13 protein-coding genes are annotated in these 16,281 nt (G+C 59.8%); 2 read left to right on the forward strand and 11 right to left on the reverse strand.

The window, feature by feature from the left end; genetic code table 11:
• Positions 1–693, forward strand: coding sequence for an SDR family NAD(P)-dependent oxidoreductase (locus AGR7B_RS18685; RefSeq protein ID WP_078052163.1), 693 nt, complete (start codon positions 1–3; stop codon positions 691–693).
• A 63-nt stretch (positions 694–756) separates the two neighbouring features.
• Here AGR7B_RS18685 and AGR7B_RS18690 read toward each other — a convergent pair whose 3' ends face one another.
• From AGR7B_RS18690 to acpP, 11 genes are all read right to left on the reverse strand, one after another.
• The gene (locus AGR7B_RS18690) at positions 757–1,662 is read right to left on the reverse strand and encodes a LysR substrate-binding domain-containing protein (RefSeq protein ID WP_080857561.1); all 906 of its coding nucleotides are present in this window, start codon (positions 1,660–1,662) and stop codon (positions 757–759) included.
• Between the two features lie 125 nt (positions 1,663–1,787).
• Complete coding sequence (locus AGR7B_RS18695; RefSeq protein ID WP_080857562.1) at positions 1,788–3,992, reverse strand: methyl-accepting chemotaxis protein; 2,205 nt, start codon at positions 3,990–3,992, stop codon at positions 1,788–1,790.
• Positions 3,993–4,276: 284 nt separating this feature from the next.
• The gene (locus tag AGR7B_RS18700) at positions 4,277–5,776 is read right to left on the reverse strand and encodes an FGGY-family carbohydrate kinase (protein ID WP_065656640.1); all 1,500 of its coding nucleotides are present in this window, start codon (positions 5,774–5,776) and stop codon (positions 4,277–4,279) included.
• The gene (locus AGR7B_RS18705; protein WP_065656704.1) at positions 5,769–6,611 is read right to left on the reverse strand and encodes a class I fructose-bisphosphate aldolase; all 843 of its coding nucleotides are present in this window, start codon (positions 6,609–6,611) and stop codon (positions 5,769–5,771) included. The genes AGR7B_RS18700 and AGR7B_RS18705 overlap by 8 nt, the downstream gene beginning before the upstream one ends.
• Before the next feature lie 2 nt (positions 6,612–6,613).
• Positions 6,614–8,338 (reverse strand): glycerol-3-phosphate dehydrogenase/oxidase, encoded by a 1,725-nt coding sequence (locus AGR7B_RS18710; protein WP_080857563.1) that lies wholly within the window; start codon positions 8,336–8,338, stop codon positions 6,614–6,616.
• A gap of 120 nt (positions 8,339–8,458) precedes the next feature.
• Positions 8,459–9,457, reverse strand: a complete 999-nt coding sequence (locus AGR7B_RS18715; RefSeq protein ID WP_080857564.1) for an aldo/keto reductase — start codon at positions 9,455–9,457, stop codon at positions 8,459–8,461.
• Entirely contained in the window at positions 9,454–10,428 is a 975-nt protein-coding gene (locus AGR7B_RS18720) for a sugar-binding transcriptional regulator (protein WP_162934198.1), read from the reverse strand. The genes AGR7B_RS18715 and AGR7B_RS18720 overlap by 4 nt, the downstream gene beginning before the upstream one ends.
• Positions 10,429–10,469: 41 nt before the next feature.
• Complete coding sequence (locus AGR7B_RS18725; RefSeq protein ID WP_080857565.1) at positions 10,470–11,471, reverse strand: ABC transporter permease; 1,002 nt, start codon at positions 11,469–11,471, stop codon at positions 10,470–10,472.
• A gap of 12 nt (positions 11,472–11,483) precedes the next feature.
• The gene (locus tag AGR7B_RS18730; protein ID WP_078052168.1) at positions 11,484–13,004 is read right to left on the reverse strand and encodes a sugar ABC transporter ATP-binding protein; all 1,521 of its coding nucleotides are present in this window, start codon (positions 13,002–13,004) and stop codon (positions 11,484–11,486) included.
• 70 nt (positions 13,005–13,074) lie between these two features.
• Entirely contained in the window at positions 13,075–14,091 is a 1,017-nt protein-coding gene (locus tag AGR7B_RS18735) for a substrate-binding domain-containing protein (protein ID WP_035264955.1), read from the reverse strand.
• Positions 14,092–14,440: 349 nt separating this feature from the next.
• Positions 14,441–14,710, reverse strand: coding sequence for an acyl carrier protein (acpP, locus tag AGR7B_RS18740; protein ID WP_080857566.1), 270 nt, complete (start codon positions 14,708–14,710; stop codon positions 14,441–14,443).
• Positions 14,711–15,225: 515 nt separating this feature from the next.
• Between acpP and AGR7B_RS18745 the strand changes: the two genes are divergently transcribed.
• Positions 15,226–16,269, forward strand: coding sequence for a LacI family DNA-binding transcriptional regulator (locus AGR7B_RS18745; RefSeq protein WP_080857567.1), 1,044 nt, complete (start codon positions 15,226–15,228; stop codon positions 16,267–16,269).
• Positions 16,270–16,281 lie beyond the last annotated feature (12 nt).

Here is a 16,281-nt window from a genome sequence, read left to right on the forward strand (position 1 = left end):
ATGTTGGGAGGAAGTGGCCGTGTCATCATGGTTTCCGGCGCATCGCGGGGTCTCGGCCTTGCGATCGCCAAAAGGCTTCACGAAGCGGGTTTCACGGTGGCGGCGGGAGCGCGAAATCCGGCCGCCGTTGCGGTGAAGGACCGGCTTTCGGCCGATCGCTACGATGCGGAAGAGGCTGGTTCGGCGGAGGCCTGGGTTGAGGCCGTTGCCGCCAGATATGGCCGGATCGACGGGCTGGTGAATTGCGCCGGCATCAACCCCAAAGTCCGGGTCATGGATGCGGGCGAAGAAAGCCTCGACCAGATGTGGCGTATCAACGTCAAGGGTCCGCTGAGGGTAACCCGCGCCGCCATTCCCCATCTCGTAAAAACCGGACAGGGCAGGGTCATCAATGTCGCTTCGCTGGCGGGACGCCGCGTGGGGTCAAATGTGGGTTATGCCATGACGAAATTCGCCGTTGTCGCCCTCACCCACGGCATCCGGCAGGAATTGTGGGACAGCGGCGTGCGCGCCACCGCGCTTTGCCCTGGCTATATCGCAACCGATATGACCGTCGGCGAAACGGAAGTCAGCCGCGAGGATATGACCCAGCCGGACGATCTCGCCGAAATGGTCGAAACCCTGCTTCGCCTGCCGAACAATCTTTCGGTGGCAGAATTGCTGGTGAACTGCCGCAAGGAAGCAATGCTTTGATCTTTTCCATGCGCGGCACCGGGAAACGGTGCCGCGCGTGGCTTTAGAACCGGCCGGACCCTTTTATTTCAGGGTCTCCGCCAGTTGCAGCAATATCTCCTTCACGGCAAGCGCGGGCTCGGAGAGCGGCGTATTGTCCGATACGCAGAAGGACAGCGTTTCCTCGATCATCGGGCTGGCGATCTGCCTCACGACGATGTCCTCATTGGATTCTGCGACGATGCGGTCGGCAATGGCCTTGGGCGTTATGGTCGCGCCAAGCGCGGCATCCACGCCGCGCGCGATAGTCCTCACCGATTCCAGCTCCGCCATCACGATCAGATCCTTGCGGCTGCGGGTGAAGGCGAGATTGATGGCGCGGCGCACGAAATTATAGGTCGGCGGCAGAAGAAAGGGCAAAAACGCCAGATCGGCGACCGTGATCGGCGCATCGCCCGGTTCCACGCCAAAGCTGCGATGCACGACGAGGACGAATTCCTCACGGAACAGCGGCGTGAACTTGACACCCCGGATCGGCCCGACGCCGTGGATCAAACCCATTTCCAGACGGCCGTTCATGATCATCTGGCTATAGGGCTGGCTGACGCTTTCCGTGATGTGCAGCAGAATGCCGGGATGAAGCCGCTTGGTTTCCTCCATCAGACGCAGCGAAAGCGTGGCGGCGCTGCTGAAGGGCGCAAGGCCCACCGACACCTTGCCGGAAAGCACAGCCCCCGCTTCCAGCGCCTCCGCCTGCGCCTGCTCCATCTGCCGCAAAATGACCTGCGCATGCCTGTAGACAACCTTGCCGGCATCGGTCATGACCACACCCTGCTGGCTTCGGGTCAGCAGTTTCTGGCGGAAATGCTCCTCGATGCTTGCCAGCTGCTGGCTGAGCGCCGGCTGGGCAATATGCAGCACATCGGCCGCTCTTGTTATGCTCCCCATGTCGACAATCGTGATAAACGATTTCAGGCGCCTGATATCCATCTGCTGTTGATCATCCCATTACTTGCTTGCAGGAAATAAGATGCTCAATTTGCAGACAAAGTCCATCTTCCATTTCCTCGCCGTGTCCATCGGAGCCGATGGACACGGCCGCTCAGGGCGTCCAGTCAGGCGGCCTTGAGAGACCCCCGATAAGCGTCCGCTCCCTGACCGAGTTCGAACTGGCCGAGCAGCCGGTTCAGCGCATCGACCTCCGTTGCCAGCGTGTGGCTTGCGGCGGTCATCTCCTCGACCATCGCGGCATTTTTCTGCGTCTCCTGGTCCATCTGGTTGACGGCGACGTTGATCTGCTGGAGGCCGGATGACTGCTCCTGCGCGGATTCCACGATCGCGGCGACGTGCTGATTGATTTCCTGCACTTCGGCAACGATGACATCGAGCGCCTTGCCGGTATCGCCGACAAGATGCACGCCCTCTTCGACCTGCTGGTTCGACTTGGTGATCAGCGACTTGATTTCTTTCGCCGCAGCGGCGGAGCGTTGGGCAAGCTCCCGCACTTCCTGCGCCACCACGGCAAAACCCTTGCCCGCCTCACCGGCACGTGCCGCTTCCACCCCGGCATTCAGCGCCAGCAAATTCGTCTGGAAGGCGATCTCGTCGATCACGCCGATGATGCTGGAAATTTCGTTCGACGATTTTTCGATCCGCTCCATCGCCATCACGGCCTGACGCACGACTTCACCCGACCGTTCCGCGCCGATGCGCGTGCGGGAAACCAGCCGGCCCGCCTCATGCGCACGGTTCGCGGCGTCTTTTACCGTTGTCGTAATCTCTTCAAGGGCGGCAGCGGTTTCTTCAACGGCCGCCGCCTGCTGCTCCGTTCGCCGCGCCAGATCATCGGACGCCGACTTGATTTCATTGGCACCGACGTCGATGCCGGAGGCATTTTCCGATACCCGCAGAAGCGCGTCCTGCAATTTCCCGGCCGAGCCGTTGAAATCGCCACGCACCGCGTCGAGCTGCTCGACAAAGGGATTGTCGATACGGCAGGACAGGTCGCCGTCAGCGAGCTTCGCCAGCGCATAAGCCAGGCTGTCGACGGCAAAGCGGATGCTGCCCGCCTCATCGGCGGCCCTGCGTTCCCGGGCCGCACGCTCTTCTTCACCAAGCGTGCGGTTGGTCTCGGCCTCCTGTTCCAGCGAGGCCTTCTGCCGGTTGTTTTCGCGCAGAACATCGAGAGAGCGGGCAAGATCGCCAATTTCGTCCCTTGTCCCGATATCCTTCAGTGTCAGATGAAGATTTCCCTGTGCAATCTGGGCGGTCTCATCGATGATGTTTGCGATGCGCCCGATGAACCGCCGCGCGATGAACCATCCCGCCAGCGCCAGCAGGACGGTGGCCGTCACTATGGTCAAAGCGGCGTCACGCATCATGGCATGCAGCTGCGCAAACACCGTTTCTTCCGGCACCGAGATGATTGCGTACCATTTCATGTCCTGGGTAAGCATGACCGGCAAGGCGATGGCGAAGGACGCCGTTCCATCCTGTGCGGTGATCTCGCGCTCCGCACCGGGATTTGCAATCAGCTGGTCCCAACCGGCGGTCTTCGCACCGCCGTCCGCGAGGCTTTTTCCCATGATCGCCGCATCCGGATGACTGATGATCTTGCCGCCGCCGCTGACCAGACTGACGAACCCCGTTCCCATGGGCCGCACCGTCGAAAGCGCCTTGCTCGTTTCATCGAGCGACAGGTCGAGGCCAGCGACCCCCTGAGGTTTGCCATCGACCATAACCGGCTTGGCGATCGAGGTAATCAGGACCTCCTTGCCGTCGATTGCATAGGAATAGGGCTCGACGACGACCGTTTTCTTCAGGGTGAAGGGCAATTGATAATAATCGCCCGGACCTGCGGTGGCATAGTCCGTCAAAGCGGTATTGCTTATTTTGCCGCCGCTGCGCACCCAATAGGGTATGTACCGGCCGGTCGCGTCATGCCCCTCCCTGTTGGCGAATTCCGCATCCTTGCCGTCAAACGCATTTGGCTCCCATCCGGTCCAGAGGCCAAGGATGTCGGTGTTATTGGCCAGCATCTGGTGAATGATCTGATCGACCTTACCCCGGTCGGCATCGCCTGACTGTTTCATCGATTCCAGAACCGAGACGAGGCTGTTGACGATATGGATCGTGCCGCCGATATTCTTTTCGGTCGCCAGGGCTTCGCTGTGGGCGATCTGCCGCATACGCTCGAGATTGTTGGCCCTGGTATCCTCAATGGACCGATAAAACAGCACGGCCGAGGCCGCGATCGTCGCAAAGACGCCGCATGCGGCGACCGCAAAAATATTCCGACCCGTTGTCGATTTAAAAAGCATGTCCCATCCCCCAAAACTATGCTGCGACGGTGGCGAGAGTTACGGGTGCGTGCGCAACTGTTGGCGACCGGGCTGGAGGGTGAGCTTAAGAATTTATGTTTAAAATTTACTTTCAATTCTATTTTTAAAGCGCCACATCAAAACATCAATACTTTATAAAGTTGCAATATTGAAGTATATACAAACTATTGCGAGATAATCTTCACCCCTGCACAGATACTTTTGCTCTGCGAAGGGGCTCTGCTCGATGCGGGCGCGCGATTGCGCCCTGCAGAAACCGGAGACTATTGCGGTAACCGCAAAGCGTTCCAGAAGCCACGCAACTGCGCGGTTAATTCTGCATAGAGACCGTAGCGCCGCCCATAGTGCGAGACTTGCGCAGCATCGGGCCGGTAAGCATTCGCAACCCGTGTCATCGCCGCAACCGCCTCCTCATAATCAGGATAAAGCCCGATCGCCACGGCCGCGCCAATGGCCGCGCCGAGCGCGCCCGTCTCGCGGGCCTCCGCGACACGTAGCGGAATTTCCAGAACATCCGCCATGATCTGCGGCCAATGCTGGCTGCGGGAACCGCCGCCGGACATCACGGCGCTTTCCACCGGCAGTCCCGCTTCGCGCAGGACGCCGATATGGCGGCGATGCTCGAAACACACCCCTTCGAACAGGGCCCGCAACATGTGACCTTCGCCGTGCCATCCCGCGAGGCCGTAAAAACCACCACGAAATTCCGCGCCCAGCCGCGAGCCGAAAATGAACGGATGGAAGAACGGATCGTCGGCGCGGGGTGAGACGGAGCCGACCAATTCGTTGCATCGCTCGAAGGCGTGGTCGCCATGATCGCCGCGAACGCGGTGCACGTACCATTCGAGGTTGGCGGCGGAGGTGGCGCTGGATTCGATATTGACATAGCGGTCACGGCCGAAGGTGGTGACCATGAAAACATCGGGACTGATGACCGGCTTGTCCGCGAAAACCTGGTTGATGCTCCAGGTGCCGGCGATGATGGAAGCTTCCCCGGCATTGATGACCCCCGACCCCATGGCGCTGGAGACCACATCGAAGAAACCGCCGATCACGGGTGTGCCTTCGGAAAGCCCCGTCACAGCCGCAGCTTCGCCCGTCACCTGGCCGACGATGTCAGCCGATTCCACGCGACGGGGGAAGAACGCGAACGCGTCCTCAAGATCGTAAAGCGACAGAAGCTCGCGGTCGAGCCGCGCTTCCGGCAAGGCAAGCAGCCCAGCGCCGCTGAGATCGGAAATATCATTGGCAAGGCACCCCGTCAGGCAGAAATTGACAAAATCCTTACAGAACAGGACCGTACCGGTCCGGGCATAGAGATCGGGTGCATGTCGCTTCACCCAAGCGAGAAGGCTGGGTGTTTGCGCAGGCCATGGCCGCTGCAGGCAACGGGCCTGCAATTGTGCTCCGCTTTTCCGGTCAAGCTCGGCCGCCACATCGGCAGCACGGCTGTCGAGCGACTGGATGCCGATCAGGGGCTGCCGGTCCTTGTCCAGAAGATAGAGGCCATTGCCGTGGCCGGCGCAGCCCACTGCCAGTATGCTGCGGGGATCGACGGACGATTTCACCAGAAGCTGGCGGATTGCCTCGCAGCCGTTCCGCCACAATTCCTCGAGATCGCGCTCGACATAGCCGGGCTCAGGAAATGTCGACTGTCCGTCGATGGCATGTTGCGCAACCTGCCGGCCTTCCGTGTCGAACAGCACGGCCTTGATGACCGTGTTGCCGACATCGAGACCCAATATGTAATTTTTGTCAGCCACGATTATAGATATCCCATGCTTCCTCACCGCCCGCACCCTGATGGATGATGGCCATCAAAGCCGCAACGACGGCCTTGGGATTGTCGTGCTGGTAAATATTGCGCCCATAGACCATCCCGTTCGCACCTTCGGCCACAAGAGCCGCCGATTTCGTAAGCACGTTACGCAAGTCCTCACGCCCCCCGCCCCGCACCAGCACCGGGCACCGCGCGGCTTCGATCACCTTGTGAAAATCGCGCGGATCGCTAGTCGGATCGGCCTTGATGATATCGGCTCCCATTTCCGAGGCAAGGCGCACCAGCGTGACGATCTTTTCGGCGTCGCCATCCACCTGATAACCGCCGCGCACATCATTCGGCAGCATCACCAGCGGCTCGATCATCAGCGGCATGCCGAAACGATGGCAATCTGCCCGCACACGGCTGATGTTTTCGACGCATTGACGAAACAGCTCCGGCTCATCCGGCAGCATGAACAGGTTCACGACGACGCAGGCGGCGTCCATTTCCAGCGCACCGATGATCGGATCGTGATGGTTCTGGAGCTGCGACCACATGGTTCTGTGGCGCGTGGAATTGTAAGGGTTGCCCATGTCGATACGCATGACGAGGGCCGGCTTGTCGCGCTCCGGCCTCTGCTGCAGCAGATCCGCCTGCCCATAGGCCATCTGGATGGCATCGGGACCGGCCTCGGCCAGCCTGTCCACGGTCTGCGCCATATCCTCCAGCCCAACGAGGAAGCTCGGTTCGTTGCAAACCCCGTGATCGATGGCCACATCCAGGCAACCGCCATTGCGGAACAGCCGGTTCATGCGCGCCTTTTTCGAAATCCGCATCATCATGCATTCTCCTTGCATCTGTGTTGAAGCATTGCCGGCGTGACTCCATAAAAAGTCTCCAGCTCATGGATAAGCCGCTGCCGTTCCGCCGCCGCCTGGGTGGCCGGCCAGCCAAGCTCGCGGGCCGTAACGGCGAGGATCTCGTCGATCAGATCGGCATCGATGACGCCGGTGATGGCGAGCGTCGTGCGCCGCAGGGCGAGATCGGTCAGGTGGCGCACGTGTTCGAAGCGGATCAGCCAGACCACCTCCGCGGCCGTGATCGGCGATTTTTCTGAAAGCCGCACATCATCCGCACGGCCCCGGCAAAAGCCCATCAGATCGAAGGCACGGGAGCCGTAAGCCAGAGCCAGATGCTCCGCCCGGTCTGTGGCAATCGAAAATTCCTCCGACAGCAAGGCGGGCAGGCTGCTGGCACCGGTTGGAAAATTCCTGCCGCCGCCGATCGGGCGGGCCATGGTGCCGGTCAGCCGTCGGCGTCCAAGAAAGGCCAGAACCTCGTCGGTAACCTGCTCGCCAAAAGCCCTGAAAGTGGTCCACTTGCCGCCGATCATGCAAAGCTGCGGCGGATCGCCCGCAACGCGATGGATGAAATGGCTTCGGGAAATTCTTCCGGTAAAGGCGGCATCGCTGCGCGGCAGCGGACGGATGCCGCTGAAACTGAAAACGATGTCGGAATGGGTAATGGCAATCTGCGGAAAGACCTGCCGGATCGCGTCCAGAATATAATCCCGTTCCTCGGGCTCGCAGCGCACCCGCTCGGGGCGATCCACCTTGATATCGGTTGAGCCCGCGAGAACCCGGCCGAGATAGGGAAAGAGGATACAGACGCGATTATCGTCATTCTCGAAGAAGATCATATGGCCGTTCAGGGCCTTCAAAAGCGCCTCGTTGGCAATGATCAGATGCGATCCCTTGGTTCCGGAGACGGTCGGTTTTGCTGTCTCCGCCGCCGGAGGTGCAGCCAGCGTGCCAATCGTCTCGTCGATCCATGCACCGGTCGCATTAACAATGATCCTTGGGCGGATAGGCAGGGCTTCATCCATGCCCTCCAGCCGAAGACGATAGTCGTCGCCGAGACGGACAAGCTCCGCATAGTTGAGCGCAATGCTTTGCGGCGCATCGGCATGGGTGTCGATCAGAAGCTCCAGTGCAAGCCGTTCGGGCTGACTTATCCAAGCATCGTAATAGGTGGCGGAATATCTGATTTCCGGCGTCAGATCCGGCCAATGCTGCAAAGTCCCGGACGCACCGCGAAACGAATGACGGGGCAGGATACGGTTTTTGCGGGTGACGAAATCATAGAGCATCAGACCCGCCTTGATGGCGAGAGCGCCACGGCTTGCGGGTTTTCCGCCGGAACCGGCAAAGGTTGCTGCCGCATTGAACAGACCGCTGAAAGTCGAAAAGATCGGGATCGTGGTCGGCAGCGGACGAACCATATGCGGCGCGAGCCTCAGAAGCGCATCCCGCTCCCGCAACGATTCTGCCACGAGGCCGAATTCACCGTTTTCGAGATAACGCAGGCCACCATGGATCATGCGTGAGGGTGCGGCGCTGCAACCGGAGGAGAAATCGTTGCGCTCCACCAGCAGCACCCGCAGCCCCTGCAAGGCGAGATCGCGATAGGCGGCAATTCCGTTGATGCCGCCGCCGATAACGACGGCATCGAAATCACCATCGAGCCGGATGCGGCGCAGAGCGTCCTCGCGAAAATTGGGCATAGAAATACCGTTCGCTGGCGGATGACCAGCGTCCCAATGTTGTTGACCGTTTAAAGCGACGTGAGAGACGGGACGAAAATGATGCGCTGTTCGCCTGAAGTCCCGTCTCAGCCTACATAATCAGGTATCGAGCCCCACAAGATGCTCCGCGACACCGGCATTGATGAGCGCCAGCTCACTCTCCGTGAGGCGAAGATGTGCAGCCGCGGCGTTTTCGACCGCCTGGGCCGGATCGCGCGCGCCGCAGAGCGAGAATGTTATGCCCGGCTGTGCAATCGTCCAGGCGATCACCACCTGCGCGACCGAAGCCCTGTGGGCGGCCGCCACCGGTTCCAGCACGCCCATCAGCCGAGCAATCTTCTGACGGTTCGCCTGGCTGAAGCGCGGGTTGCCGTGGCGCTGGTCGTCGTCCGCAAAGACCCGTTCAGGCCCGACCTTGCCCGAGAGGAGACCGAGCGCCAGCGACGAATAGCTGAGAACCGAGACATCATTCTTTCGGCAAAGCGGCAGCAGCGTCGTCTCGATATCGCGCTTCACCATGGAATATTCTTCCTGAATGGCATCCAGCGCGCCGGTGGCTATATAAGCCTCAAGATCGCCGGGCGAGACGTTGCTTGCGCCGATGGAGCGGATCTTCCCCTCCTCTTTCAGCCGCACCAAAGCCCCGACCGTTTCGGCAATAGGCGTCGTGGCGTCCTGCCAATGGGTCACGTAGTGATCGATATAGTCGGTTCCGAGCCGTTTCAGACTTTCTTCGACCTCGAAACGGATAGAGGCAGGACCGAGATAACGATGAACGGGCTTGCCATCCTGATGGAAGAAATAAGCACCCTCGTTCACATGCCAGACCAGCCCGCATTTGGTAACCAGCACCACTTTCTCGCGCCTGCCGACAATTGCCTTGCCAACGATGGTTTCCGCAAGCCCCATGCCATAGGCCGGTGCCGTATCGATCAGGGAAATACCCGCATCGATGGAGGCCTGGATGGCGGCGATGGATTGCCGCTCGTCGGTGCCGCCCCACATCCAGCCGCCGATGGCCCAGGTGCCGAGCCCCACGGCGGATGCGCCGATGCCGCTTCTGCCGATCGTCCGGGTCACTATTGCATTGTCCGTCACGCGGTTTCCCCTTCTTCATGATCCAGTAAATAGCCGGCTATCGCCTCGTCCACGACGAGCGAGGTCAGATAGCGGCCGGCAAGCGTGGCCGCCACCGGTCCGGCCTTGATGGCGCCTGCCGCCACACCGATGATATTCGGGCACCGGGCGAGCTGCTCGGGGTCCAGCGCCACCACGCGCGAGTTGAGATCGATACGCGCCAGCTGCCCGTCCGCCATGGTGAGATGGGCGAGAAACTCGCCGGCAATGCCCGCATCCACCAGCGCCTGTCCGCCTCGGGCCGCATCCGGCAGAAGATCGTAATAGCCGGAGCCAGGAGCCTCCACGGAGCCGATGCCGACCAGCGCCACCTGCGCCTGCCGGGCCAGCTCGAAGACCTCGCGGATCGATGCGACATTCATCAGCAGATCGCGCTGTTCCTCATCCTCGGCAAACAGCGGCGCATGAACGAGCGATGCGCTGCCGCCGAGTTTCTCCGCCAGTTGCGTGGCGAGATGATTGACATCCGTATAGTGCTTGCCCTGCACACCGCCGGTCAGCGGCACCACCCGCACATCGAAACGACGCTCCGCCTCCAGATTGTCGACAACGGCACTCACCGCCTTGCCGCCGGTAATCGCGATCACATCGCCGTCACGAATGGTCTCCAGCAAATGGTTGGCGGCCACCCGACCCACCATCTGCAAGGCGGTTTCCGGATTATCGGAGACCGTCGGCGTCACCACCGATTGCCTGAGGCCGAAACGGCGGGTAATCTCGTTTTCGAGGTCCACCAGCCTCTGATAGGGGCTGGCGATGGTGATCTTCACCATGCCCGCCTTGCGGCCGGCCGCAATCATGCGATTGACCTTGGTGTGGGAAAGATTGAGCCGCTCGGCGATTTCCGACTGCTTCACACCCTCGATGAAATGCAGCACCAGGACGGAATACATCTGCCTCTGTTGATCGAAATCGTCCTTGATATCCAGCATGGTCGTCTTTCTCCAGTTACCCTCGGGCGAGCGAAGGGCGCTCAACGGCGGCGCCTGACCAGATAGTGGTCGAACAGGACCGCAGTGAGCAATATGCTGCCCCTGATGATGTCCTGCCAGTAGACAGACACATTGAGCAAGGCAAGCGAACTGGAAACCACCGAAAGAAGGATCGCCCCAAGGATCGCGCCGAGAATGGTGCCCGAGCCGCCCGAAAGGCTCGCGCCGCCGATGACCGCCGCCGCAATCACGTTAAGTTCCATGCCGACGCCGAAGCTTGGCTGGGCAGAGCCGAAACGGGCCATATAGATAACGCCTGCAACACCGCACAACATCGAACAAAGCGTGGTGGTGGCAAACACTACCCGGCCGACGCGGATACCGGAATAGGCCGCGGCCTTCGGATTGCTGCCGGTATAGAACACCTTGCGGAAGGCGGTCGTGCGTCGCAGCAGCAGATCGAAAACGACAACCACCACCGCGAAGATAATCAGCACCAGCGGAATGCCGCCAAGCGCGCCCTGACCGATGAACTTGAATTCCGGCGGCAGGGAATAGAGCCCAAGCGGCCGCCCGCCCGTCGCCAGCAGGCACACACCGCGCGCAATCACCATGACACCCAGCGACACGATGAAATGATGCAGCCCGATCACCGTCGTCAGGAATCCCATGGCCATGCCAATCAAGGTCGTAAGGCAGATCGCCAGCCCCGCCGCCACCCATGGGTCTACGCCATTGAGGAACAGCCAGCCAGCCGCCACCATCGCAAGTGCGGTGACGGAGCCGACCGAAAGGTCGATACCGCCAGAGATCAGCAGGATCGTCATGCCCACCACGACGACGCTTTCGATGGCGAAGACCATGGCCATGGCCCGCAGATTGTCCACGGTCAGGAAATACGGAGATATGAAGGACATCACCGCAAAAAGCGCGAGGATGATGACGATCAGCCCGGTTTCCCGCGCCTTGAGCGCCGGCTCCCACCAGGCGGTGCGGCGAACCGCCGTCTCAGCTATGCCCGAAGGTGTTTCCGATGTTGCCATTTTCCCGCTCCCTCAGGCCCTTTCCGGGCTATGCACAATATTGATCGATGCGAGCTGCATGATCTTTTCCTCCGTCATGTCGTCGCCCTCGACCTCACCCGTAATCCGACCCTCGCGCACGACCAGCACGCGGTCGCTGACGCCGATAAGTTCCGGCAGTTCCGAAGAGATGACGACCACACCGACGCCCTCACGCGCCAGTTCCCGGATCTGGCGGTGGATTTCGGCCTTCGCGCCCACATCTACCCCGCGTGTTGGCTCATCCAGAAAGATGACCTCCGGCTCCACCGAGAGCATCTTCGCCAGCGCCACCTTCTGCTGGTTGCCGCCGCTCAGGGTCGATACCGCATCGCCGATGCTGTTCGCCCGCAATTTCAGCCGGCGTCCCAGCTCATCGGCACGCTTCATTTCCTTGCGCCGTTCGATGAAGCCCATGCCGTTCGATACCCTGCCGATATCGAGCGCAGAGACATTTGAGGCGATGGACATGTTGAGGAAAAGCCCGTCCCCCTTGCGATCCTCGGACAGATAGACCAGCCCCTCGCGGATGCTGTCGCGATAATCCTTGAGCCTTAATGGCCGGCCGCGCAGCGTAACCTCGCCTCTCGGCTTCCCCTCCAGCCGGCAGACCGCCCGGGCGATCTCGCTTCTTCCCGCACCAATCAGCCCGGCAAGCCCCAGGATTTCGCCGCGGCGCAGATCGAAATCGACATCGAAAACCCGCTTTCGTTCGTTCAGGCCCCGCACAGAGAGAATGACGTCATCCGATTTTTCATCCTCCGAAAGCTTTGGCGGGTAGAGCTTGTCGAGCACCCGTCCCACCATGCTGTTGACGACTTCCTCGGGGGAAATATCGGCAATATTCTCCGTCCTGATATGGCAGCCGTCGCGCATCACAGTGATGCGGTCGCAATGTTCGAAAATCTCCGCCATACGATGCGAGATATAAACGATGGCAATGCCCCGTTCCGCCAGCCGGTGCATGATCCTGAAAAGCGTCTGCGCTTCGGTTTCGGTCAGAGCCGCCGTCGGCTCGTCGAGGATCAGGATGCGGCAATCGAGTGTCAGCGCCTTGGCGATTTCGACGATCTGCTGTTGCGAAATCGAAAGGTCGCCGGCGCGGCGGCTGGGATCGATATCACCGATTTCCCGCAGCACAATTGCCGCCCGCTTTTCGAGATCGCGATAGTTCATGAACCAGGAGCGGCTTTGGCCCGTCTGCGACATAAACATGTTCTCGGCGACCGAAATCTCCGGGCAGAGCGCGATTTCCTGATGCACGAAACCGATGCCAAGCCGGTTCGCCGCATTGGGCGAGGATATCTTGACCGGTTTGCCATCCAGCACGATTTCCCCGCCATCCGGCTGCAGAATGCCGTCGATGATATGCATCAGCGTCGACTTGCCGGCGCCGTTTTCACCGGCCAGCGCATGGATTTCGCCGCGCCGCAACTCGAGTGCCGCATTGCGCAGCGCCCGCACGGGGCCGAACGCCTTGTGAATATTCGTCATGCTGAGGATGACCTCACCCATAACGCCCTCCCGAACCTGCTTCCCCTTGTGGCCGGCGAGGTGCAAACCCCGCCGGGTCCAGAGCGACGCGTCAGCGCCCCTTCATATAGTCGTTGAGATCGAAGGAAGCGGCGTTCGCCTTGGTGATGACAGCGAAACCATTGTCCATCGAAGGAACCTGCATCGGATTGAAGCCGGAAACCTTGTAGTCGTTGAACGGGTCGATAAGGTCCGAATGGGCGCCCAGAAACGTGTTCATGAAACCCATGAAGCCCTGCACACCCTGATTGGGATTGATGGACATGTAGATATTGCCCTGCTTGATATGTTCCAGCGTGGCGGGGGTGATATCCGCATGCAGGATCAGGACCTTCTTCTTCGCCTCAAGGACCGCAGCCGTCGCGCCTTCGGCCGAACCGGCTTCGGGAATCCACAGGGCACCCAGATTGGGATTGGCCTGCAACAATGCGCCAACGGCCTGGTAGGCAAGGTTCGAATCCTGATTGGTCGCCTGGCGACCGACCAGCTTCATCTGCGGATAGGTGCGCCCCATATAGTCGATGAGGGCCGTGACGCGCAGATCGTGATTGCTCTGTCCCGGATTTTCCAGAACGGCATATTCGCCTTTTTCGCCAAGTTTCTTGACGATTTCATCCGCCGCAAATTTCGCCTCGGCGACATTGTCCGAAGTGATATAGGCGGTGCGTTTCGACTTCGGGGAATCCGCCGCAAAAGTCGTCACCGAAACGCCGGAGCCGATCGCCTTGTTGATCGGTTCGATAAAGGGATCGGCCTGCATCGGATGCAGCAGAATGCCCTTCGGCTTCTTCACCAGTTCCTGCTCGAAAGATGCGATCTGCTTGGTGATGTCATATTCCGGGGTGCCGGTGAAAACGGCCTCGCAGCCGAGCGCCTTTGCGGCCTGCTTGAACCCCTCGAAGACCGGCACCCAATAGGGGTGGCTGGAAACCATGACGTTCATCACATAGGTCTCACCCGGCTCGCAGGCAAATTTGCCCGCAGCAGCGGTGGCCTGCGAACCGGCACCAGCGGCAATCGCCACGGCTAAAACACCCGCGGCAGCGGTCGATTTCAGAAAAGCCAACATATTCCCCTCCCAAGGACAATGACTTAGTCCGCAATAAATTTTATTCGATGTAATTTATTGCATGCGAATTGGGATAGCCGGAAACCGAGCGGCCGTCAATGCTGTTTGAATTTTATTTTATGATGTGAAATTTATTTCAGTTCATGCGGTAGGATGGAAAATACGGCTTCTCGTCGGGGAGCTTCAAGGCAAACCGGGGCCGTAAGGCACGGAAGCGATGGCCGGCGCCTAATCGGCGCCGAGCAAATAGAGGATGAATTTATAGAGGACATAGGCGCCGACAACGGCGGGAAGAAAGTATATGAAGGGATGGATTATCGCCATATCGAACGCGCCCTTTCCAGATCGACTACGTCGTTGCCAACTGAATGAAGCGAATGGCATCACCGACAGTGGAAAGACTGTCTGCGGCAGCATCGGGAATTTCGATGTCAAATTCCTCTTCGATCTCCATGACGATCTGAACGACCTCAAGCGAATCGGCATTCAGATCTTCGGAAAAATCAGCTGTATCGGCTATTTTATCATCAGCTATTCCGAGCTGCTCGCCGATGATTTTTGTCACCCGGTTTCTTATCTCGGCTACTGCGGTATCTGTCGGGACCGAAAAACTCACCATCTCGATTCCGACTTCCTGTTTTCCGTGCCGATGCCATCCGACATCCATCGATAGAAGGCGAAAATGCCTATCGCGAAGACAAAAAGGGATATGAGGCTACCCAGGTTCGACATTGCTCTCTCATTTCTCCCCCCGATAAAATCTAAGCTTCGGAATGAGTGACCTGCAATGAAGATTTTGTAATTTATTGTTGCCCGCAACCGGCTTTTAGGCCGCTCTCTGTCTCGGAACTTTTCCGGCTTTCATGAATTGTATCCGGCTCGCAGGCGCACTCCGGTGACATGGATAGTCATGCTTCATCCGGCCCTAAGCGAAATATCTGGGAAAGACTGTCTCGGTGAGGGGCCGCGCGGACGCTGGATCGTATGTGCCGGAAACCGTTTAGCGGCACCACGCTCCGTACCGGAACCAACACATCGTCGCGGAGTACCTCACTCTTGACATCCTCTCGCAAACCTTGTTTATACGCATAAGCAGCTAATACGAATTAGCAGTCGACAGGAAACGAGGTTTCGATGGTTAGGCGCTTGACGCAACGGGACATTGCGATCTTCGCGGGGGTCAGCCAGGCGACGGTTTCGCTCGTGCTCAACGAGGCGAAATCCGCTGAGGGTCGTATCCCGCCTGAAACGCGAGAGCGTGTGCTGAAGGCCATTCGGGATACCGGTTATGTGGCGGACCCCATCGCGCGCAGCATGGTCAAAGGCGCCAATCGGATTCTGGGTGTTTTCACCTATCAGCCGGCTTTTCCGATCGCGCAGGCGGATTTCTACACGCCTTTCCTGATGGGAATAGAGGAGGAAGCGGAGAGGCTGAGCTACGACCTTCTGCTGATGACGGCTGCGGCGCGCGACGATAACGGCCGCAAGCGCATCTTCGGGGAAACAGGTCGGCTTCGACTAGCTGACGGATGCCTCATTCTGGGCAGCCAGTTCGACCGCGATGAATTGGCCCAGCTGGTTGCCGGGGACTACCCCTATGTTGCAGTCGGTCGTCGTGACGATGCCGGCGGGCCGGTGCGTTATGTTGGCGCGGACTATGTGACAGCCACGCATGCTCTTGTACGAGAGGCACTTGCCGCGGGCCATCGCCGCTTCGCCTTTATCGGCGCGACGGGCCCGGCGGAATCCATCAGCGACCGCTGGCGTGGTTTTCTCGCCGCAATCGAGGGCGCGGCGGAGCTGGTCTATTCCCACGAAAGCGAAAATGGCGATCCGGCCGAGCAACTGGCCGCCGTTCGCGCCAGCGGAGCGAGCGTCGTTTTTTTTGCCGAAGTGGCCGAAGCGGTGGTCTTCGACAATCAGGCCCGCGCCCAGGGGGTCAGCGTCCCCGGCGATCTTTCCATCGTGGTGCTGGGCAGCGGCACCCGCACGCATACGCTCCGGTCGCAACGCGTCTTCACCTCCTATGCCATCCCCCGCGAAGAGATGGGCAGGCAGGCGACCTCCATGCTGGTCGAAACCCTCACCAGCCCCCCCGGCCCGGTACGGCAGATACTGCTGGGCTGCGACATCGTGGCGGGCGAAACGCTTGGCTCCCCAAATCAAAACCCAACTTAAGGAAAGAGAACC

It is taken from the genome of Agrobacterium deltaense RV3, from assembly GCF_900013505.1.
Classification (GTDB): domain Bacteria; phylum Pseudomonadota; class Alphaproteobacteria; order Rhizobiales; family Rhizobiaceae; genus Agrobacterium; species Agrobacterium leguminum.

What these genes read in the sequence shown, in the direction of transcription:
- AGR7B_RS18685 (WP_078052163.1), top strand. Translation starts at nt 1, where the DNA reads ATGTTGGGAGGAAGTGGCCGTGTCATCATGGTTTCCGGCGCATCGCGG.
- AGR7B_RS18690 (WP_080857561.1), bottom strand. Translation starts at nt 1,662, where the DNA reads ATGGATATCAGGCGCCTGAAATCGTTTATCACGATTGTCGACATGGGG.
- AGR7B_RS18695 (WP_080857562.1), bottom strand. Translation starts at nt 3,992, where the DNA reads ATGCTTTTTAAATCGACAACGGGTCGGAATATTTTTGCGGTCGCCGCA.
- AGR7B_RS18705 (WP_065656704.1), bottom strand. Translation starts at nt 6,611, where the DNA reads ATGCGGATTTCGAAAAAGGCGCGCATGAACCGGCTGTTCCGCAATGGC.
- AGR7B_RS18710 (WP_080857563.1), bottom strand. Translation starts at nt 8,338, where the DNA reads ATGCCCAATTTTCGCGAGGACGCTCTGCGCCGCATCCGGCTCGATGGT.
- AGR7B_RS18720 (WP_162934198.1), bottom strand. Translation starts at nt 10,428, where the DNA reads ATGCTGGATATCAAGGACGATTTCGATCAACAGAGGCAGATGTATTCC.
- AGR7B_RS18725 (WP_080857565.1), bottom strand. Translation starts at nt 11,471, where the DNA reads ATGGCAACATCGGAAACACCTTCGGGCATAGCTGAGACGGCGGTTCGC.
- AGR7B_RS18730 (WP_078052168.1), bottom strand. Translation starts at nt 13,004, where the DNA reads ATGGGTGAGGTCATCCTCAGCATGACGAATATTCACAAGGCGTTCGGC.
- AGR7B_RS18735 (WP_035264955.1), bottom strand. Translation starts at nt 14,091, where the DNA reads ATGTTGGCTTTTCTGAAATCGACCGCTGCCGCGGGTGTTTTAGCCGTG.
- acpP (WP_080857566.1), bottom strand. Translation starts at nt 14,710, where the DNA reads ATGGTGAGTTTTTCGGTCCCGACAGATACCGCAGTAGCCGAGATAAGA.
- AGR7B_RS18745 (WP_080857567.1), top strand. Translation starts at nt 15,226, where the DNA reads ATGGTTAGGCGCTTGACGCAACGGGACATTGCGATCTTCGCGGGGGTC.